Here is a 20,018-nt window from a genome sequence, read left to right on the forward strand (position 1 = left end):
AAATAAGCTTGAAAATTAGTCGGTTAGGCGTGCCTAACGGTCAACAATTCAGCGCTGAAAACTATCGGGATGCCACCCTTTTTTCAGCGCGCCACACACAGCGTGTTGGCGCCGGGTTGCAGGTACGGTGTGAGGATCGGTGCCATGCCCTTGAGTACCTGCACCGGCAGCGCCGAGGTGAAGGTAAAGCGTTCGGCCGAGGCGCCCGGCACGAAGGCGGTGAGCGTACCGAAGTGGTGCTCGCCGATGTAGAACACGAACGTCGCCGTGCGGTTGATGGATCTGGAGCTGATCAGACGCCCGCCCGATCCCACAGCCTGGATGCGGTTATCGCCGGTGCCGGTCTTGCCGCCCATCGACAGCGGCGTGCCGTCCGCCAGGGTGAAGCTGCCGGCCACGCGCTTGGCCGTGCCCGCGTCCACCACTTGCGACAGCGCGCTGCGCAAGGCGGTGGCGACTTCACTGGGCAATACCCGCCGGGCGCGTTCCGGGTCACTGACCAGTTGCGTTTCGTACGGGGTGCCGGCGGCAAAGGTCAGATGGTCGATACGCACCACCGGCAGGCGCATGCCGTCGTTGAGGATGATGCCCATCAGGTCGGCGAGGGCGGCGGGGCGGTCGCCGGAACTGCCGATGGCGGTGGCCAGCGATGGCACCAGGTGATCGAACGGATAGCCAACGGCCTGCCAGCGCTGGTGGATATCCAGGAAGGCTTCGATCTCGAGCATGGTGCGGATACGGCTGTCACGGGCGCTCTGATGACGGCTCTTGAACAGCCAGCTGTAGACTTCCTGGCGCTCGAACTCACTGGCCTTGACCGCGTCGTTGAAAGTCGCCTCCGGGTGGTTGAGCAGGTAGCCGAGCAGCCACAGGTCCAGCGGATGCACCTTGGCGATATAGCCCTGGTCGGGCAGGTCGTAGGCACCGGGGCCGTAGTTTTTATAAAGCGTGGCCAGGCGTTGGTCGCTGAGCGTGTCGCCGGTCTTGAGGTGCGAGCGCACGAAGTGGTTGAAGCTGTCCTGGCTGGCCCGGGGCAGCAGGTAACGGTGCACGGCGGCGAGTCGAATCGCGCTGGGGTGCAGGCTGTCCATGAAGGTGTCGAGCCGCGCCTGGGTGTCCTTGTTGCGGTATTTTTTCCAGAACTTGAGCAGGAAGGCGCTGCCTTCACGGTCAGCAAATCTGGCCAGGTATTCCTGGCGGCGCGGGTCGCTGTCGTCCTTGAGCAGGCGCGCGCTGTTATCGGCACCGGCGTAGGTGGTGTAGCGCACCAGGTCGCGCATCAGGCGAATGAACGGCAGGTTGATCGACTCGCGCAGGGCATCGCGCAGGGTCGGGGTGCGGCCGTTGTCTTCGCTGCGAAAATTGTGGAAACGGTGCAGCCCGCCACCGGTGAAAAACGCTTCGCCGGGATTGGCCGAATAGGTGCGATCGAGCGCGGCATCGAGCATCTTCGACAGGGTGCGCTCGGGACTGCGTATCAGGTAATCCAGAGCCCAGCGCGACAGCACATCCTGTTCGGCGACAGTGACTTTTTTCAGCGTCGCGGCCGGTTGCGCCGCGTAGCGCCCGTGCAGTTCGCTGATGACCTGCAGGTAGGTGGTCAACACCCGCAGCTTGGCGGTAGAGCCCAGTTCCAGTTTGCTGCTCTGGTTGATGTCGAAGGGCTGGTCGGTGTTGTCGGTCTGCACGCGCACGCGCGCGCCGCCCGGGGTCAGTTCGAACAGGGTAAAGCTGTAGCGCACCTGGGGCGTGCTTTGCGCGGTGAGCAGGCGCGGGCCGAGCAGGCCGATTTGCTTGGCGAAGGCCGGGTCGGCCAGGCGCTTGAGATAGTCGGTGGCCTGGGTTTGCAGATCGTATTGCAGGGTGCTGGTGGCGGCCAGGTCGAGACGGTCCAGGTCATACAGCGGGCGGTCGAGCAGGCTGGCGAGGCGGCTGCGCGCTACGGTGATGGCCTTGTTGGTGTCCACCGGCTGCAGCGTCGGTTGCTGTTGCCAGTCGCGGTAGGTGACAGCGCCCGCGAGTGCGGCCTCGGCCAGCGCGGGCTCGATCACCTTGCTCTGCGCCAACAGGCGCAGGTGGCTGTCGGTCAGTTGCGCCAGTTCGTCACGGCCCTTGTTCAGGTAATACGAAGGGCGCCGCTGGGCGATCATCAGCGACAGCACCTGGCGCAGGGCAACGCCTTTTTGCACGAGGTCCTGGGGCGCATCGCCGGCCAGCAGCGCATTGACCTGATTGAAATCGGCGCCGAACCACACGCGCAAACCTTCGGCCATGCCGTGCACTTCACCGTGCCCCGGCACGGCCGAGAGCGGCACGGTGTTGAGGTAGTCGCGCACGATGTTGCGACGGCTGCCCAGGGTATCGGGGCCCGGCTGGTAGGCCCTGACGCTGGCGGACAGCATCTGGCGGATTTTCTCGCTGCCCGACGCGGTCAGGCCGTCGGGCGAGTGGCGGTACTTTTCCAGCTGGGTGGCGAGGGTGCTGCCGCCGGCCGTTTGCCCGGGCAAATGCAGGAGCCTGGCCACCTGTGACCAGGCGGCCTTGGCGAAGCGCGGCCAGTCCACTGCCGGGTTGGCCTGCGGGTGTGCGGGGTCGAGCAGGTCGCGGTCTTCGATAAACAGCAGGCTTTGCACCATCAGCGGCGGGATCGCGCCAAAGCGTTCATACAACTGCTGTGGGTAGCTGAAGCTGTACAACGGCGCCGCGCGGCAGTCGGTGAGGTTCAGGCCGGCCTGTACCTTCTCGGCGTAAGGCACATAAAAGCCGCGTTGAGCGTAAGTCATCAACGCTGGTGAGAAGCGCGCCTGGGCCTCGATCAGGTAATTGCGCTTGAGCAGGCGCGGCAGGAATTCGTCGAGGGCGCTGTAACCCAGGCGCTGATCAAACGGGCCGGCGTCCGGGTACACCATCGCATCGCTGGCGCCGGGCTCCACGCGATAGCTCAGTGAGGCGGCGAACGCGCTCAAGTGTGCCGCTTGCAGACGCGAGCTGTGCATCTCCCTGACGGCGGCCCAGGACACGGCCAGCAGTGCAACCAACAACGCCAGCCACCACCCTCGCTTTCGCGAACGATGGCCTTTCGGCAATGGCGGCTGATCCGTGCTGTCGTCGAGTACCGCAGCTTTTTTCGAATCGGTTTGCCATAACGCGCCCATGGTCGATTGATCCATTCCTTCAGATTGATCGGACTTGGATGAAGCGTAGTCGCTGGTGGCGCTGTGTGAAAAATTACTCCTGGCGCGTTCAGTTAAGCGCAGCTCCCCTGTGGCGAGCAGGCTTGCCCTGCGTTGGGCTGCGCAGCAGCCCCAAAACCAGCCTGCGCGTAGTATCAGGTATACCGAGGGTTTCCTGATTGGGGGCGCTTCGCGCCCCAACGCGGGGCACGCCCGCTCGCCACAGGGCCCTGGGTTGCCGGGCAGCAGGAAGAAGGGCGTGTCCATTGTTTAAGGCTTTGAAGCAGGCAAGTCTGTCTCGTAGAATGCTTTTTTATCCGGGTTTATCGCTGAATTCAGTTGCTTATAGAGTGAAAATCCCCTCGTTCGGGTTTTTATACTGCATGCCCCACCGGTTTCGCGGTGTCCGCCCGGTGGCTCAATCCAATAACAAAACGAGGTTGTACCCTTATGCCTGTCGGCAACCCCCTGCCCCCTGACGCGACCGTCCCGGACGGCCCGCTCAAACGCGAACTGGGCGAGCGGCACATTCGCCTGATGGCCCTCGGCGCCTGCATCGGTGTCGGTCTGTTTCTCGGCTCGGCCAAGGCTATCGAAATGGCCGGCCCGGCGATCATGCTCGCCTACATCATCGGCGGCCTGGCGATTCTGGTGATCATGCGCGCCCTCGGCGAAATGGCGGTGCACAACCCCGTTGCCGGTTCGTTCAGCCGTTATGCCCAGGATTACCTTGGCCCGCTGGCGGGGTTTCTCACCGGCTGGAACTACTGGTTTTTGTGGCTGGTGACCTGCGTGGCGGAGATCACGGCGGTGGCGGTGTACATGGGCGTGTGGTTCCCCGATGTGCCGCGCTGGATCTGGGCACTGGCGGCGCTGGTGAGCATGGGCACCATCAATCTGATCGCGGTGAAGGCCTTCGGCGAGTTCGAGTTCTGGTTCGCGCTGATCAAGATCGTCACCATCATTGCCATGGTGATCGGCGGCGTCGGCATCATCGCGTTCGGCTTTGGCAATGACGGCGTGGCGCTGGGGATCTCCAACCTGTGGGCCCACGGCGGCTTCCTGCCCAACGGCGTGCAGGGCGTGTTGATGTCGTTGCAAATGGTGATGTTCGCCTACCTGGGCGTGGAAATGATCGGCCTCACCGCCGGTGAAGCGAAGAACCCGCAGAAGACCATCCCGAATGCCATCGGCTCGGTGTTCTGGCGCATCCTGCTGTTCTACGTCGGCGCGCTGTTCGTGATCCTGTCGATCTACCCGTGGAACGAGATCGGCACCCAGGGCAGCCCGTTCGTGATGACCTTCGAGCGTCTGGGCATCAAGACCGCTGCCGGGATCATCAACTTCGTGGTGATCACCGCCGCGCTGTCCTCCTGCAACGGCGGCATTTTCAGCACCGGGCGCATGCTCTACAGCCTGGCGCAGAACGGCCAGGCCCCGGCCGCTTTCGCCAGCACTTCCAGCAACGGCGTGCCGCGCAAGGCGCTGCTGTTGTCGATTGGCGCGCTGCTGCTGGGCGTGCTGCTCAACTACCTGGTACCGGAAAAGGTCTTCGTCTGGGTGACCTCCATCGCCACCTTCGGGGCGATCTGGACCTGGGTGATGATCCTGCTGGCGCAGCTCAGGTTTCGCCGTGGCCTGAGCCCGGCTGAGCGCGACGGCCTCAAATACCGCATGTGGCTGTACCCGCTCAGTTCGTACCTGGCGCTGGCGTTTCTGGTGCTGGTGGTAGGCCTGATGGCGTACTTCCCCGACACACGCATCGCGCTGTACGTAGGTCCGGTGTTTCTGGTGCTGCTGACGGTGTTGTTCTACGTGTTCAAGTTGCAACCGCGGGCGGCCGTTCCCGGCGCCGCGCGTTCGGCGTAAGGCAGCCGCCGGAGTCTGTACACAGGCTCCGGCGGCGTCGGTTCAAGCGCGTTGCAATGCCGCTTGTGTGGCGACGGTCAGTTGTCGTACCAGTCGGTTGTGCTCTTCCTTCTCCAGGTCAATCAGTGACTGCCTGCGCTCCAGGTAAAGGTCTGACTGCTTGTCGGGCAGCTCCTTTTCCAGCGCCTGCACTTTGTATTCGATGTTTTCCCTGACCGCGGTGAAGGTGTGCGGGTGACTGTTGGCCAGGTACTCGATCCAGAAGGTTTCCATTAACAGCCATTCCTGCAGGGCCGGGCTTTTGCCCAGCTTGCGCAATTGCGCGCGCGCGTCGTCGAGCACGGCCTGGGTCACGTAGCGTTCAACGGTGTACAGCAGCTCCAGCGGATAAAAGGGCAGGTTGAACTCCTTGGCCAACTGGGCGCGGAAATAAATCGTGACCTCAGCCTGGTCAACGTCCAGGCCGGCCATTTCCCGCGCATGAATGAACTTGTCGGAAATATGATCGAGCTGGTTCAGATAGAAGCGCCCGGTAGACAGGGCGATGAGGGCGCGATCGCTTTCATGGGTGCGACGCATTGACTTGGCCTGGTGAATACGATGCTCCAGCTCCATATTGGTAAAGGCCAACAGGACACTGTCACCACAGCTGCCGGCGCCGTAGGTGTTGAGGCACACGGCGTTGCGCAATTGCGTTGATTCGCCCATCGCCGTCAGCAAGGTCCAGACTCGCACGGTGAGCGCTTGCCTGGACGCGTCGGAGCGGGTGTAGGCAAAGGTTTTTGGCAGGTCGGCAAGCACCTGAAACACATCGTCCGCTCTCACTTCTTCATTGGCGCGCAACTGCTCCCAGAGCCAACTGCGTTCGGTGATCTCATGTGCGGGAACGCCGGTCAGCCATTGGTTGAAATCGTCAGTCTCCGGTGTCGTGTGCTGCGCGACCAGCATGGGCCCGCCGAGGTCAATGCCGGTGCTGCGGCGGTAGTCTTCGATGTGTTGACGGCTGGCCTCTGACAATGGATTGCCATGCAGGAAGGTGTTGCGGTTGACCTCCGACAGCCCTGGGGTCGTGAAGATTTGCTCGGGCACGCTGTCGATGAGGTTGTCTTCCAGATGCAGCTGCGACAAGTGAGTCAACTGCCAGGTACCGGTCGGCCATTGGCTGATCTCGCTGTTGCGCAGGTCCAGTGACTGCAGGTTTTGCATGCGGCTGACGTCTGGTGCAATAGCGAGCCGGTTATGGCTCAGGTCGACATATTCCAGGTGGGGCATGTTGGCCAGGCGTACCGCGGCTTCTTCGGTCAGGACCAGGTTGTTGTAGGACAGGTCCAGTTGCTGCAGCTGCGTCATATCGGTGATGGCCTTGGGCAGTTCGCTCATGTTGCTGTCGATCTTCAGCGCGCGCAGCCCGGGAAACTTTTGCAAAAAGAGGTCTGCGCCGACTGGAAATGCGTTGCTGGAAAGTCGCAGATACTCGATATGTTCGAAGCCGGTCAGCCCCGCGAGAAAGAAAGCGGGGGGCAAGCTGATGTCATCCAGCTGAAGTTCCAGCGAGGCCACGTGAAACAGACCGGGCAGGTAATGTTGCTGCCCATCGCGTCGCCAGGCCTGGCGCAGCCGCTGGGCGATGAAGCGGCGCACGCCCAGGTGGATGCCGAGCGGGTCGTTGGCATCTTCCGTCTCATTGGGTGCTTCGGCCCAGCGCGTCAGCTCGGTGTCAAAGGCCTGGTATTCGGCCTGGCGCCTGTCCAGTTCGATCAGCGCGGCAGGCTCGCTCAAATCCAGGGAGCGGATGAAGGTACGCGCCTCATTTGCGCTGAAGCTTGGGTACAGCGCCAGGACTCTGGCGACCAGGTCAGGCGGGCGATTGCCGCCGAACGGCCAGCGCGCGCCAAATATCGGGTACGCCAGGAACGAGTGGTCGACCCCCATGGGCGGCTGCATCCAGGGCTGCAGATGCGGCAGGCCCAGTTCGCCTTTGATCTCCACGCGGCGACCCAGGGCCAGGGCGACGATCTGCTCGCGCCAGGGTGACAGGTCGTCATTGTCGGAAATGCTTAGCGCGCTTCGCTCGCTGGCGGACAGGTATTGCAACAGCGCGGGCAACAGTGCGCGGGAGTGCTCGCCGGATGGTTTACCTGCGCTGTCGTAGGGCTGATAGCCATCGCGGGTCCTGACAAGGCGCCGCACCGTGCCGTCCATGTGCCCCGCGCTCTGCAGCAAAGCGCCATGGTAGCTGTCCTGATGCACATCGATGCGCAGGTTTTTCGGCCAGTCCGGCAGAGACTTCAACAAGTACAGGGTGATTCTGTCGCTGTCTGCGTTGGCGCAGGATGCCAGCAGGAGCCCTTCGTAGGCGCGATTCAAACGCAGGTCGTGGCCGGTCAAGCGTGCCTGCTCCGCCAGCCGCAGGCCCACTCGGTTCTTATCATGCAGTTGTTTGAGTTCCCTGGGGGTGGCCTGCCCAAGAATCGCCTTCGCCGCGCTGGTGGGCAGCTTGGGGTAATGGGCCTTGATGCGCTTTTCCTGTGCCGAGCCATGGAGTTCGTTGCGTGCGTAAAGGGACTCGAATACCGGTGCAGGATTCTGCTCGATGAACGCGATGATTTTCTTCACCAGCTTGAATAAGCGCTCCGCGCTGGTACGGGTCTGTTCAGCCAGCAGGCCGTTGCAGATCGCGTCGTTGGCGACCACGCTGGCGAGCAGTTTGCCGCCTTTGTAGTCCTGCTCCGTGACCTGCACGACCGTGGCGTTTTTCGGGGTGTGCGGCGTGGGGTATTGCTTGAGCACCTGCTGTTGGTCGTCGACGATTTGCAGCACATGGTCGGTGGGCCAGCCGCTCATGCCGGTCAGCACCAGCAATTGCAGCTCCGGTCGCGCGGGCGGAGCGCTGGGGTCGGTGCGTAGCGCCTGAATGAACAACTGGATCTGCTCGTCGATCTTCACGCGTTTGCAGGTGTCGGTCAGCAGCGGCGGCGCTGCCCGTGCCGTGCAATGCACCTGGCGCAGTGCCTGGGCAGGGGTGTCGGTCAAGGCCAGGATTTTACCTGCCACGTCCCTGGTAAAGGCGTAAGTATGATTGCCCAGGCGTTGCAGCAGGCTATGGTCGTCCCAGGCCATGGGGTCGTCGCTGGACAGGCGCCAGGCGCCTTCACCATTGTGCTCAAGGGTGGGCGTGTTGACCCCGCTTTTGTGCGGGTGCACCAAGCGCCACTTGAGCAGGCTTTTATCGAACACGATCCGGTACAGCGAGCCGAGCAGGGCCAGGTAATGCCGCGCGTTGAACGTGAAGATGCCATTGGCCGCAGGCTTGAGGTTCGGCGGCAGGCTGCGCGGTTGCTCGTACTGCGCCAATGAGCCGTTGACCAGGCTGACAAACCCTTGCGGGCTGCGCTGTTTGCTCATGAGGTCACCCAGGGTTTTGCGCAGGCCCTTGGCATCGTTGGCGCTGTTCATTCCCAGCAATTGGCGTTCGTGGGGTTGCAGTACCGAGCCGATGGCCAGGTAGAAGCTGTCGATTTGCGGTGACACGGCAATTTCGCCGCCGTTACGCATGTCATAGGCGCGGTAATCGCCATCGCCGTAATGACGCAACTCGACGGTGGGGTCTTCGGGACCGCTGGAGGTGTAGGTTTTGCCACTGTCGATATCCGTCACGACAAAAGGACGTTTAAGGGTGTTGCGTACCAATGCCGAGGCGAATTCCCGGGCCCATTGATCGGTGTCACTGGCAAACTCGCGCGCGTGGTACAGCCCGTCGATCACGGCGTCGATGCGCAGCGCGGTGCGCTGGCGATCCAGCAGGTCGACCAGTGCCTGGGGGAGGGTGCCGTGCTGCAGGTAATCCTGTTGCTGACGTGGCGTCAGCGGTTGCTGTTCGAGCAGGCGTGCCAGGCTGATGGCGGACAGCGGTGCATTGAGGTCGCGCAGTTTCTTCAGCACTGGCGTGAGGGGCACAGACGTTGACGTGGCCTTGAGCGGCAGGTATCGGCGTACTGCGGGGGGAGGGATGAGTTCGGTCTTGTCGTAGCCGGCGTAGTTGACCGCAGTGGTAAATAACGTGGCGCGCTCGCTGGCGCCCAGTGCCGCGACCTCACCGCGAAGAGTATTGATACGCTGGTCTTCGGTGAGCGTTGGCGTGTCGCTTTTTCCCAGCTGCGACTTGGCGGGCTGTTGCCGCATGATCAGGCGCATCAGCGGGTCCACCGTGCCGGCAGGCAGCCGCTGATTGTCGACATCGGCGTAGCGGCCGTCTTCCTGGCGCGTCAACTGCACGGTATGGGGTTTGGTCGGGGGCTGAGCGGTTTTGCTGTAGGTTTCGATCAGCACGCCTTGCTCATCGCGCACGTTGATCACCGTGTCCCCTGGCCAGTTGGGCAGTTGCGTCAACAGGCCAAACACCAGTGCGTCGCCATGGGGCGGCAGGTAGCCGGGCTCGTGAAAGTGTTCGACGATCTGCCTGATGACCTGGTCGGCCTGCAGCCGCCGTACGCCTTCGATCAGGTCCAGAGGCGCAGGCTGCGCGCTCCATACATTGTCAAGGGTGGTGCGGGTGGTGGCGGTACTGCGCAGCATCTGTTCGAGGTCGGCGTCGGCCGGCGTTGGCAGACCATTGGGCAGCATCCGTTTGAGCAACTGCAGGTCGGTAAGGGTGTGGGCGTTTTTCAGGTCGAACACCCAGGCCTGCGCAGTTGGCTCGAAAATGATCGGCGGCGTGTAGCGGCCACCGTTGACGTGTTTGAGCACGTAGCGCAGGTGTTGCGTGTCGTAGCTGATTTCGACCACGCGGGTCTGGTCGCCGACGCTGAGTCTGGCGTAAGTCTTGCCTTCGACGGTGTACAGGCCCAGCGCGTCGGCGCTGCGTCCATCGAGCAGGTGCTGGCGGGGAATGGCGTAGGGCTGCGCATTGGGCCGCCACAGTTCATCGACCCCGTCGGTGCGCGTGACTTTGCGCGGGTTGCCAAGGCTGTCCAGGTAATTGAGCATGCGCTGATGGTGCGCGCGGCCGGCGACGGTGATCAGGCGGCCGCTGATAGCCAGGTCGGCGACATCCGCCAGCGTCGAGGCAAAGCCGCTGGACTCGCCTTTGACGGCAGCGTCCACGCCCTGGCCCAGGCTATAGGTCATGCTGCCGAGTACGGCCAGTTGCATGATCCGGTTCAGCCCGGTCACGCCGCCGGGCATGGGGGTGAGCAACAGTTGCAGAACCTCGGCGCCGATCGCGCTGACGCCATTCTTGAGCGCTTGCCAGTCGGCTTCGGAACGTGTGGTGGCGAGGGTGGACAGGTCGCTGCGGTAGCGCTGGATATACCGCGAGACCAGGGTTTTCACCAGGCTTAAAGCCTTGCCGGGCGCGGGGGTTGTGACGAAGTGCAGGCTGTCCAGGGAAGGGCCCGGGAACGCCTTGTGGAAGCCGTCATACAGCAACCCGGCCAGCCAGCTCAAACTTTCGGGGCGGGGCTGCTTTTTCAGCAGCGAAGTGAGGGCGGACAGCCCTGTCAGGGAGAACTGCCGGGAAAACCAGCCGAGGTCCTGCTGCTGCTGGCTGTCTTTGAGTTGCTGGCGCAGGCTCGCGTGCGCCGCCTTGGCGTCGTTGTGATAAACGAAGGCGCCACCGGGGCGCGAAGGGAAATAGGACACCACGCCCAGACTCGCTACGCGAATCAAAAACAGCGGCAACGGGGTTGCGTCCGGCCCCTGCACCAACGGGATAGAGGCGGGGCTGAACTCCAGGCTCAGGGTGTCGAATTTGAGTGACCGGTCGCCGGCTTCCAGGGTATGGAGCAGCGCGTCATACAGTGGCCGGGTGAGTCCGGTGGTGGCGCGCAGACGCCACGATTCCAGCAGCTCAAAGCGCGTCATTGCGGTTGTCGCGGCAAGAAACCGGCCGTGCAGTGTACTGTTTGCGGCCAGTGCAGTCTGGATGCGCGTCTGCAACTGATCGCCGAGGTTCAACTCGCGGGCAATCCTGATAAACGCCAGAGTATCGAGGGGCGCGCCAGGCCCGACGATTTCGCTGGATTCGGCCAGGCTGAAGCCTGAGTCCTGGACAATGGAATGGGTAAAGCCGAAGTTGACGCAGGCCGCCTCCCAGAGCGTCATGCTTTTGGTGTGCAGGTCGTAGCGCCATTCTTCATAGGCGCGGCGCGGCCGGAACTCCGGCGCGCGCGCAGGCGGGTCCCAGGGGAAGGGGTGTTCGCGTTTTTCCAGGTAGGTGGTGTTGAACCGGTACAGCTGCGGGTCCCGGCCATCGAGTTTGCCGCGCAATTGCGCCAGGCTTTCGGTCTTGAAGGCATCGATCAATGCTTGTTTTTCGGTCTCAAGGTCGGCGAGTGCCTTTTGCGATTCACGGTGCAACCTGAGGTAGTCGGCTTGTTCCTGCGCGCTCAGTGCCTGCATCGCTTGCGTCACAGTGCGCTGGATCAGCTCCAGTGCCTGTTGCCGGGCCCAGGCATCACTCGATTGGAGGTTGCCTGACAAGCCGTGGAGGGGGGTGTAGGGGGTCATGCGCATTGGCCTTTCACGAGAAGTGGAAGGCCAATGGGAGCATGGCGCTTTTTGTCGGCGGGATTAACTATGTAGCGGTGCGCGGCCCAGCGCCTGTTGATCCAGGCGTTTATTGAAGTCCATCCAGGCGGCCAGTGCAGCCATCAGCCCCACACCCATCAGGGCAGTAAACATCTGCATGGCGAAGGCATCGCCGGCCAGCGCGTTGACCATGTCCGCCAACGGCGCGAGCAGCACACCCAGGCAGAACACCTCCAGCGAATAGCGGCCCATACGGCAGGTTTGGCGGGCCAGGCTATGGTCGGTCCAGGCACGCCCCGGCAGGAGTTTGGCGGTGACGTAGGCCAGGGCCAGAAAGTGCAGCAGGCGCGCGGGCGACAGGTCGGTCTTGCTGATCGGGTAGAGCCGCTCGCCGAGGGCCGACGGCATCCAGGCGTCGTGCACCTCAGGCCAGCGCCAGGAAAGGGTGATCACAGCCGCCATCGCCACATACACGGCGGCCGCCACGAACAGCGGTTGCCGGTACAGCGCGAGCGTTTCCAGTGGGCGCGGACGGCTGGCGTGAATCGCCGCTGCACCGCCCAACACAAACAGCAGTTGCCAGGTGACCGGGTTGAAGTACCACACACCGTCGGCAATCGCGCGCAGGTTCCAGCCCAGGTGGGGCGCCAGCAGGTACACCGTCAACGACACCGTGACGACCGCTGCGGTGTAACGCAGCAGCAACGGCAGCGCCAGCGACAGGCCTGCCAGCAGCACGATATACAGCGGCAACGGGTCCATCAGGTTGGGCTTGAAGCGCAGCAGCAATTCATCGGTGAGTGCCTGTTGCGGGTGGGTGACGAAGTGCGTCAGGCCCATCTCCGCCACCAGGTCACGGGTTTCCACATGGCTGTTGGCAAAAAACACGATGCCCATCAGCATCGCCAGCAAAAAGATATGCACCACGTACAACACCCAGGTGCGCCGCAGGATTTTCAACGCGGCCATCCAGTACCCCTCGCGCTGAAGCACCTTGCCGTATGCCAGCACCGAGGCATAGCCGGCAAGGAACACGAACACTTCGGCGGCGTCGCTGAAGCCGATGTTGCGCAACGTGATCTGGCCAAGAGGATTGTGGGGGACGTGATCCCAAAAAATGAAGATCAACGCCAGGCCCCGAAAAAAATCGATGCGCGGGTCGCGTCCGTTCAGCATGGCAGCGGGCTCTATGAACAAATTGTTTAGTAGGGACAGGCACGCGGCAGGGAGGTGCACGCCGTGCGTCGGGCGGGCGCAGGGTGGCGGTATTTGTAAGCAATTGCAAAGGTGGGATATTACTGAATGTCTCAAGCGCTTTGCCGTGTTTACGTCACTTCATGAAAACCCGACTAAACTCGTGACTATCCGCCAGGAGGCAGTGCCCAGACCTTAAGGAGCACACACCGACGATCCGAGGTGTTCCATGGGAGAGTCCGTTTCGTTCACCGATGCCGAGCGTGCGGTGGTGCTGTTGATCGATGCTCACCCCGACGTGCTGCACCGCCTCAAGCAGTTGCTGCGCCTGGAGCCTTTTGCGCTGCACAGCGCGACCTGTGCCGTCGAGGCCCTGGCCATTCTTGCCCGCCATCCCGTCGACCTGGTGATGAGCGCCGCGCGCCTGCCGGACATGGATGGCGCCTCGCTGCTGGCGCATATCCACCAGGCGTACCCGCACACCGTGCGCATTCTGTTGACCGGTGAAACCGACCTGACGCTGATCGTCAAAGCCATCAACGAAGGCGAAATCTACCGCTACCTGAGCAAGCCCTGGAAGGATGAGGAACTGCTGCTGGCCCTGCGTCAATCCCTCGCCCACCAACACTCCGAGCGTGAGCGCGCGCGCCTGGAGCAGTTGATTCAGCAGCAGAACGACGAACTCAAACAGCTCAACGCGTCCCTGGAAAAGCGCGTGGCGGCGCGCACCAATGAGCTGCAGCAAACCGCCGACATGCTTGACCTCGCCTACGAAGAACTCAAACACAGCTACGCCACCGGCACCGAGGTGTTTTCGCTGCTGGCCAACCTGCGCCTGCCACGCGCCAAGCAGACCAACCGGCAGATCATCGAACTGGTGCGCACCTGGTGCGTGTCCCACGGCGTCGATAGCGCCAGCAACCGCGACCTGACCATGGCCGCCGCGCTCTACAACATTGGCAAGCTGAGCTGGAGCGACAGCATGACCGCCGCGCCTTCGGACCTGCTGCACAGCAGCGACCGCGAACGCTATCGGGCCTATCCCGGCCAGAGCGAGTCGTTGCTGATGACCCTGGAGCCCATGAAGGACGCTGCGCGGCTGATCCGCCACCATCAGGAACGCTGGGACGGCAGCGGGTTTCCCGACCACCTCAAGGGCGATGCGATCCCCGTCGGTTCGCGCCTGCTCAAGCTGGCGGTGGACTTTATCGAGCTGCAAAAGGGCCTGATCCTGGAGCGCCAGATGAACAGTGACGAAGCGTTGCTGTACATCCGCAAATACGCTGGACGGCTCTACGATCCGAATCTGGTGGAAGACTTCGTACGGGTCTGCGCCACCTACCTCAATGACGTGACCCTGGGCGATCCCAACGTCAAGGTGCTGGGCACCCGCGAACTGGAAGAGGGCATGGTGCTGGCGCGCAACCTGAATGCCGACAACGGCATGTTGCTGCTCAACGCGGGCAAGTCACTCAATTTACCGTTAGTGGACAAGCTGATTGCGTTCGAGACGATGGAGGGCGCGCGGTACAGCGTGTTCATCAAGGCTGAGCCCGATTGAGCAAATGCAGGGAGGCTATGGCGAGCTGAATTGTTGTGGTGAAGGCGGTTTTTCGGTGTACATATCCGTTGCTGCGGTAACGGCGACTTGGGGTCAAGATCAAGAGCGCGGCAAACTGGGGCCTCTGTGGCGAGCGGGCTTGCCCCGCGTCGGGACGCGAAGCGCCCCCAATCAAAGAAAACGCGGTGTACCTGACACTACGCGGAACAGGGTTTTGGGGCTGCTGCGCAGCCCAACGCGGGGCAAGCCCGCTCGCCACAGGAATGTGGCTGCCTGAAACTTCAGGTTTTAAAATCAATACGTTATTTTGGGTTTGATAAGAGCGGGCTTGCCCGCGCCCACAGGGGATCTGCGTCTTCGACTTAGCGCTGTCGCGCAGCAAACTGGGGCCTCTGTGGCGAGCGGGCTTGCCCCGCGTTGGGACGCGAAGCGCCCCCAATCAAAGAAAACGCGGTGTACCTGACACTACGCGGAACAGGGTTTTGGGGCTGCTGCGCAGCCCAACGCGGGGCAAGCCCGCTCGCCACAGGAATGTGGCTGCCTGAAACTTCAGGTTTTAAAATCAATACGTTATTTTGTGTTTGATAAGAGTGGGCTTGCCCGCGCCCACAGGGGATCTGCGTCTTCGACTTAGCGCTGTCGCGCAGCAAACTGGGGCCTCTGTGGCGAGCGGGCTTGCCCCGCGTTGGGACGCGAAGCGCCCCCAATCAAAGAAAACGTGGTGTACCTGACACTACGCGGAACAGGGTTTTGGGGCTGCTGCGCAGCCCAACGCGGGGCAAGCCCGCTCGCCACAGGAATGTGTCTGCCTGAGACTTCAGGTTTTAAAATCAATACGTTATTTGTGTTTGATAAGAGCGGGCTTGCCCGCGCCCACAGGGGATCTGCGCTTAACTGACTGGCATTAGAGCAGGGCCGCTCGCCACGCCAAGCCAGCTCAGGGAGAAAGCACCCCTGTATTTGCGACGCAGCCTTGGAACATGTGATCCTTGCAGCCCTTGCATCCAGGCGAACCCTCCATGACCTCAACCATTCGCATCGCCGCCGCCCTCCTGATCGGTAGCGACGGCCAGACCCTGCTGGTGCGCAAGCGCGGCACCCAGGCCTTCATGCAACCGGGCGGCAAAATCGACGCGGGCGAACAACCCGCGCAGGCCCTGGCCCGTGAGCTGTTCGAAGAGTTGAACCTGCACATTGATCCGGACGCCGCCGTCTACCTTGGTCACTTCTCGGCACCCGCCGCCAACGAGCCCGGTTTCACCGTTGAAGCCGAGCTGTTCCAGGTAAACATCGATGTAGCCGTAACGCCCGCCGCGGAAATCGAAGAAATCCGCTGGATCGACCCCGCTGGCGATGGCGGCCTGCAACTGGCGCCGTTGACCCGAGACCTGATTCTGCCGTTTTATCGCGCCGCGCTTACCGCATGATCCTGCGCCCGCTGCAGGCCCATGACGCCGAGAGCTATCGCACGTTGATGCTGCAAGCGTATGACGTCTATCCCCAAGCGTTTACCTCCAGTGTCGCCGAACGTGCGGCGATGCCCCTGAGCTGGTGGGAAAAACGCCTCGACAACCCGCTGGATCGACTGCTCGGCGCGTTTGCCGGGGACACGCTCGCGGGCATCGTCGGCCTGGCGTTCGAGCCCCGCGAAAAGGCGCGGCACAAGGTGACCCTGTTTGGCATGTACGTGATCGAGGCGTATCAGCAGCAGGGCCTGGGTCGTCGTCTGGTCGAAGCGGCGCTGGCAGAAGCGCGCCGGCACCCGCGTCTCAAGGTGATTCAACTGACCGTCACTGCCGGCAATGACGCTGCGTTTGCGCTGTACCGGCGCTGCGGCTTTATCCAGTTTGGCCTGGAGCCGCTGGCGGTGCGGGTGGGGGTGGAGTATTTCGACAAGATTCACATGTGGCGTGAACTCAAGGCCGAGTGAGGCCGTGGTTACCACACCGCCCAATGTGGGGGCTGGCAAGCCGGCTCTGTGACGTTCAGCGCACGGCGCTCACGCCATCCAGTGTGGAAAATGACGTGTCCTTGGCCGTCAGCAGAAAATCGCGCATGTACGGCGCGTCCAGCATGTCGGTGCGCACCCCCGCATACAGCGTGGCGAACAAGCCTTTTTCGCCCAGGCGCTTGGCTTTCACGTAGCCGCGCGAGCTGTACTCATGCAGTGCCCAATGGGGCATGCCGCATACGCCACGGCCGCTGGCGACCAGTTGCATCATCATCACTGTCAGCTCGGAGGTACGCACTTGCGCAGGCTCCACGTCGGCAGGCTCCAGAAAGCGCGTGAAGATGTCCAGGCGATCGCGCTCCACTGGATAGGTGATCAGCGTTTCGCTGAGCAGGTCTTCGGGCACGATATACGACTTGCTGGCCAGCGCGTGTTGGTTGGCCACCGCCAGCATGGCTTCGTAGGTGAACAGCGGCACGTAGGTGATACCCGAGAGTTCCAGCGGGTCGGAGGTCACCACCAGGTCCAGGTCACCGCGGGCCAGCGCCGGCAGCGGTGCGAAGGCAAAGCCGGAGGCCAGGTCCAGCTCGACTTCCGGCCAGGCATCGCGGAACTGGTCGATGGTCGGCATCAGCCACTGAAAGCAGCTGTGGCATTCGATGGCCATGTGCAAACGGCCGGCGGTGCCACCGGCCAACCGTGCGATATCGCGCTCGGCGCCGCGCAGCAGTGGCAGGGTGGCGTCGGCCAATTGCAGCAGGCGCAGGCCGGCGCTGGTGAAGCGCAGTGGCTTGGTCTTGCGCACAAAAAGCGGCATGCCCAGGCGCTCCTCCAATTCCTTGAACTGGTGCGACAGCGCTGATTGCGTCAGGTGCAGTCGCTCGGCGGCTTCCACCAGGCTGTCGGCTTCACGCAGGGCATGCAGGGTCTTGAGGTGACGGATTTCGAGCACGGGCTCTCCATGAATACAATTTGTGATGCGGGCGAACAGCGTGAGTTTGTCTCATGTTTAAGCCTGTGTCGAATTTGACCACTGGGCACTCTTCATCAAACTGTCATGCAAGTGTGGCAGCGCGCTTGAACAAACTTCATCAGACTCGCGCTCTACTGGGGTTCTGCGTTTCGGTGTTTTCCATGCGTGTGTTGCTTTTACTGGCCGCTCTTTTATTCGGCCTGCCGTCTTTTGCGGCGTCTCGATGTGATGTCAATGTTCCGACCCAAACCGTCGACCTGGCGCAGGTGAGCATCGCCTACCAGAGCATCGGCCGCGCGTCCGACCCTGCCTTGCTGCTGGTGATGGGCCTGGGCGGGCAGTTGATCCACTGGCCTGACGAAGTGGTAGTCGCCCTGTGCGAGCAAGGTTTTCGGGTGATCCGCTATGACAACCGTGACGTCGGTCTGTCCACCTGGCGCCAGGCGCCGGCCAGCGCCAACCTGACCTTCGAGGTGCTGCGCTACAAGCTCGGCCTGCCGGTGTCGGCGCCTTATACGCTGACCGACATGGCCGATGACGCCCTGGGCCTGATGGACGCCTTGCAGGTCCGGCAATTTCACGTACTCGGCGCGAGCATGGGCGGCATGATCGCCCAGCACCTGGCGGCCATGGCGCCGCAACGGGTGGAAAGCCTTACGCTGATCATGACCAGTTCCGGCGCCGAAGGCCTGCCGGCGCCGAACGCGGCGTTGGTGCAACTGTTGGCGCGGCGCAGTGCGCCCAACCGCGAAGTGGCGCTGGAGCAGCAGGCGGATCTGCTCGCGGCCCTGGGCAGCCCGAACGTGAAAGACGATCGCCAGGTGTTGCTGCATCAGGCGGCACTGTCCTACGACCGCGCTTTCAACCCGGACGGCGTCAAGCGCCAGATCATGGCCATCCTCGCCGAACCGAGCCGCGTGCCGTTGCTCAACCAGCTGCGCGTGCCTACGCTGGTGGTGCACGGCACCGCCGACCCGCTGTTGCCGGTGATGCATGGCATTCACCTGGCCGCGCATATCCAGGGCAGCCAGTTGAAGCTGATTCCGGGCCTGGCCCATCGTTTTCAGGAAGCGTTCAAGGCGCCGTTGCTGGCGGCGGTGCTGCCGTACCTGCAAGCCCATCGCGAAGAGGCGGCGCACTGGGCGCAGATCGATGCGGTGGCGCCTTCGAAGGTGCTGTGACATTGGTGTATCGTGCAATCTTTGCGGCACATTTGCCTACGAGGTTGCCAGTCATGAGTACTCCCCTGAAAATCGATTTCGTCAGCGACGTGTCCTGCCCCTGGTGCATCATCGGCCTGCGCGGCCTGACCGACGCATTGGACCAGCTCGGTGCCGAGGTGCAGGCCGAGATTCATTTCCAGCCGTTCGAACTCAACCCGAACATGCCTGCCATCGGGCAGAACATCGTCGAACACATCACTGAAAAATACGGCTCCAGCGCCGAAGAATCCCAGGCCAACCGCGCGCGTATCCGCGACATGGGCGCCGCGTTGGGTTTTGCCTTTCGCACCGATGGCCAGAGCCGTATCTACAACACCTTCGACGCCCACCGCCTGCTGCATTGGGCCGGCCTTGAAGGCTTGCAGTACAACCTCAAGGAGGCGCTGTTCAAGGCTTACTTCAGCGATGGCCAGGACCCGTCCGACCCCGCCACCCTGGCGATCATCGCCGAGAGCGTCGGCCTGGACGTGCAGCGCGCGGCCGAGATTCTCGCCAGCGACGAGTACGCCGCCGAGGTGCGCGAGCAGGAGCAGCTGTGGATCTCCCGTGGCGTGACCTCGGTGCCGACCATCGTGTTCAACGACCAGTACGCCGTCAGCGGCGGCCAGCCGGCCGAAGCCTTCGTCGGGGCGATTCGCCAGATCATCCAGGAAGCCAAGGGCTGAGCCTTTGGGCGGCGGTCAGTCGAATTTATAGCTGATCGCCGTCTGCAACTGGCCCTGGTTCACATGCCCGGCTTGCTTGACGAGGCTGCTGTTGGCCGCCGAGCCGACCAGGTGCACCCAGCTGGCGCTGGTCAGCAGCGACCAGTGTGCGGCCAGGGGGAATTCGAAGCTCTGGGTCAGCGTGAGGTTCTGGAACCCCGCGCTGGCGTTATAGGCGCGGATCCCTGAAGCGGCCGACTCGCGGGCGTCCACGCCGAAAAAGGTCTGCGTCTGACGCGCGTCGGCAAAGTGCGCCATCAGGCCGGTGCTGCCGATGACGCCGCCCAGCGGGTAGCCCAGTTCGCCGCCAAGCTTGCCGAGCACGCCACCCTGTTCGTGACCGCCGCCGACGGCCTGGCCCACTTGCGCATACACACGCCAGAAATCGGCCGGCGCGTACTGGACGAAGCCGCCGATTTCGGCCATGTCCGGCACATTGCGCAGGCCGCGCAACGCGCCATTGCTTTCCCGGCCCTGCAGGTAATTGACATAGGGGCCGGCGCTGACGCCCTGGCTGTTGAGTGCGCGCCAGGTCAGGCCGTCATCGGTGTCCAGGCTGAGCGTGCCCCAGTCCAGGTCAAAGTAGGGCACTGGACGCGCCTCATAGTGGTTGCCGCTGGGGTCGTGGGGTTGATAGGCGAGGCCCGCGCCGACTTCACCGCTGATGCCGGCGGCCAGCACCGCGCTGGAAAACACCCACGATAAACCGGCCAATACAGCTGTCGTAACCTGGCGCATGGTGCGCACTCCTTGATCGGAACATGCGCGCATTCACGCGCGAAGGGCAGCCCCGGCGCAAGCACTCATCTTGTTTGTAGCAAGCTACAAAAATTGTAGCTTGC

Annotated in this window: 11 protein-coding genes; 6 read left to right on the forward strand and 5 right to left on the reverse strand. The window is 62.8% G+C overall.

Annotated features, from left to right (window positions below; genetic code table 11):
* Positions 1-83: 83 nt before the first annotated feature.
* Positions 84-3,155, reverse strand: coding sequence for a transglycosylase domain-containing protein (locus TU79_RS08965; protein WP_057007663.1), 3,072 nt, complete (start codon positions 3,153-3,155; stop codon positions 84-86).
* Between the two features lie 468 nt (positions 3,156-3,623).
* On the opposite strand from TU79_RS08965, the gene TU79_RS08970 reads away from it, so the two are divergent.
* On the forward strand, positions 3,624-5,042 hold the full coding sequence (locus TU79_RS08970; protein ID WP_057007664.1) for an amino acid permease: 1,419 nt from the start codon (positions 3,624-3,626) through the stop codon (positions 5,040-5,042).
* 42 nt (positions 5,043-5,084) lie between these two features.
* Here the strand turns inward: TU79_RS08970 and TU79_RS08975 are convergent, their stop codons facing one another.
* A complete protein-coding gene (locus tag TU79_RS08975) occupies positions 5,085-11,549 on the reverse strand; it encodes an NEL-type E3 ubiquitin ligase domain-containing protein (RefSeq protein WP_057007934.1) in 6,465 nt (2,154 codons plus the stop codon).
* A 63-nt stretch (positions 11,550-11,612) separates the two neighbouring features.
* Positions 11,613-12,746 carry an OpgC family protein gene (locus tag TU79_RS08980; RefSeq protein WP_057007665.1) on the reverse strand — a complete coding sequence of 378 codons (1,134 nt, stop codon included), beginning with the start codon at positions 12,744-12,746 and terminating at the stop codon, positions 11,613-11,615.
* Positions 12,747-12,993: 247 nt separating this feature from the next.
* Between TU79_RS08980 and nosR the strand changes: the two genes are divergently transcribed.
* From nosR to TU79_RS08995, 3 genes are all read left to right on the forward strand, one after another.
* Positions 12,994-14,325, forward strand: coding sequence for a response regulator c-di-GMP phosphodiesterase, NosR family (gene nosR, locus TU79_RS08985; protein ID WP_057007666.1), 1,332 nt, complete (start codon positions 12,994-12,996; stop codon positions 14,323-14,325).
* A gap of 1,019 nt (positions 14,326-15,344) precedes the next feature.
* Positions 15,345-15,752, forward strand: coding sequence for an NUDIX hydrolase (locus TU79_RS08990; protein ID WP_057007667.1), 408 nt, complete (start codon positions 15,345-15,347; stop codon positions 15,750-15,752).
* Positions 15,749-16,255, forward strand: a complete 507-nt coding sequence (locus TU79_RS08995) for a GNAT family N-acetyltransferase (protein WP_057007668.1) — start codon at positions 15,749-15,751, stop codon at positions 16,253-16,255. The genes TU79_RS08990 and TU79_RS08995 overlap by 4 nt, the downstream gene beginning before the upstream one ends.
* Positions 16,256-16,310: 55 nt before the next feature.
* On the opposite strand, the gene metR is transcribed toward TU79_RS08995, so the two are convergent.
* Entirely contained in the window at positions 16,311-17,228 is a 918-nt protein-coding gene (gene metR, locus TU79_RS09000) for a transcriptional regulator MetR (protein ID WP_057007669.1), read from the reverse strand.
* A gap of 182 nt (positions 17,229-17,410) precedes the next feature.
* Between metR and TU79_RS09005 the strand changes: the two genes are divergently transcribed.
* Both TU79_RS09005 and TU79_RS09010 read left to right on the forward strand, forming a co-directional pair.
* Positions 17,411-18,430: an alpha/beta fold hydrolase gene (locus TU79_RS09005; protein ID WP_057007670.1), complete on the forward strand. Its 1,020-nt coding sequence runs from the start codon at positions 17,411-17,413 to the stop codon at positions 18,428-18,430.
* Between the two features lie 53 nt (positions 18,431-18,483).
* The gene (locus TU79_RS09010) at positions 18,484-19,137 is read left to right on the forward strand and encodes a DsbA family oxidoreductase (protein WP_057007671.1); all 654 of its coding nucleotides are present in this window, start codon (positions 18,484-18,486) and stop codon (positions 19,135-19,137) included.
* 15 nt (positions 19,138-19,152) lie between these two features.
* Here the strand turns inward: TU79_RS09010 and TU79_RS09015 are convergent, their stop codons facing one another.
* Positions 19,153-19,914 carry a MipA/OmpV family protein gene (locus TU79_RS09015; RefSeq protein WP_057007672.1) on the reverse strand — a complete coding sequence of 254 codons (762 nt, stop codon included), beginning with the start codon at positions 19,912-19,914 and terminating at the stop codon, positions 19,153-19,155.
* Positions 19,915-20,018: the final 104 nt, after the last annotated feature.

Origin of the sequence: Pseudomonas trivialis (assembly GCF_001439805.1) — a bacterium.
Taxonomy (GTDB): Bacteria; Pseudomonadota; Gammaproteobacteria; order Pseudomonadales; family Pseudomonadaceae; genus Aquipseudomonas; species Aquipseudomonas trivialis.

Coding starts and splice junctions, on each gene's coding strand:
- TU79_RS08965 (WP_057007663.1), bottom strand. CDS start 3,155: ATGGGCGCGTTATGGCAAACCGATTCGAAAAAAGCTGCGGTACTCGAC.
- TU79_RS08970 (WP_057007664.1), top strand. CDS start 3,624: ATGCCTGTCGGCAACCCCCTGCCCCCTGACGCGACCGTCCCGGACGGC.
- TU79_RS08975 (WP_057007934.1), bottom strand. CDS start 11,549: ATGACCCCCTACACCCCCCTCCACGGCTTGTCAGGCAACCTCCAATCG.
- TU79_RS08980 (WP_057007665.1), bottom strand. CDS start 12,746: ATGCTGAACGGACGCGACCCGCGCATCGATTTTTTTCGGGGCCTGGCG.
- nosR (WP_057007666.1), top strand. CDS start 12,994: ATGGGAGAGTCCGTTTCGTTCACCGATGCCGAGCGTGCGGTGGTGCTG.
- TU79_RS08990 (WP_057007667.1), top strand. CDS start 15,345: ATGACCTCAACCATTCGCATCGCCGCCGCCCTCCTGATCGGTAGCGAC.
- TU79_RS08995 (WP_057007668.1), top strand. CDS start 15,749: ATGATCCTGCGCCCGCTGCAGGCCCATGACGCCGAGAGCTATCGCACG.
- TU79_RS09005 (WP_057007670.1), top strand. CDS start 17,411: ATGCGTGTGTTGCTTTTACTGGCCGCTCTTTTATTCGGCCTGCCGTCT.
- TU79_RS09010 (WP_057007671.1), top strand. CDS start 18,484: ATGAGTACTCCCCTGAAAATCGATTTCGTCAGCGACGTGTCCTGCCCC.
- TU79_RS09015 (WP_057007672.1), bottom strand. CDS start 19,914: ATGCGCCAGGTTACGACAGCTGTATTGGCCGGTTTATCGTGGGTGTTT.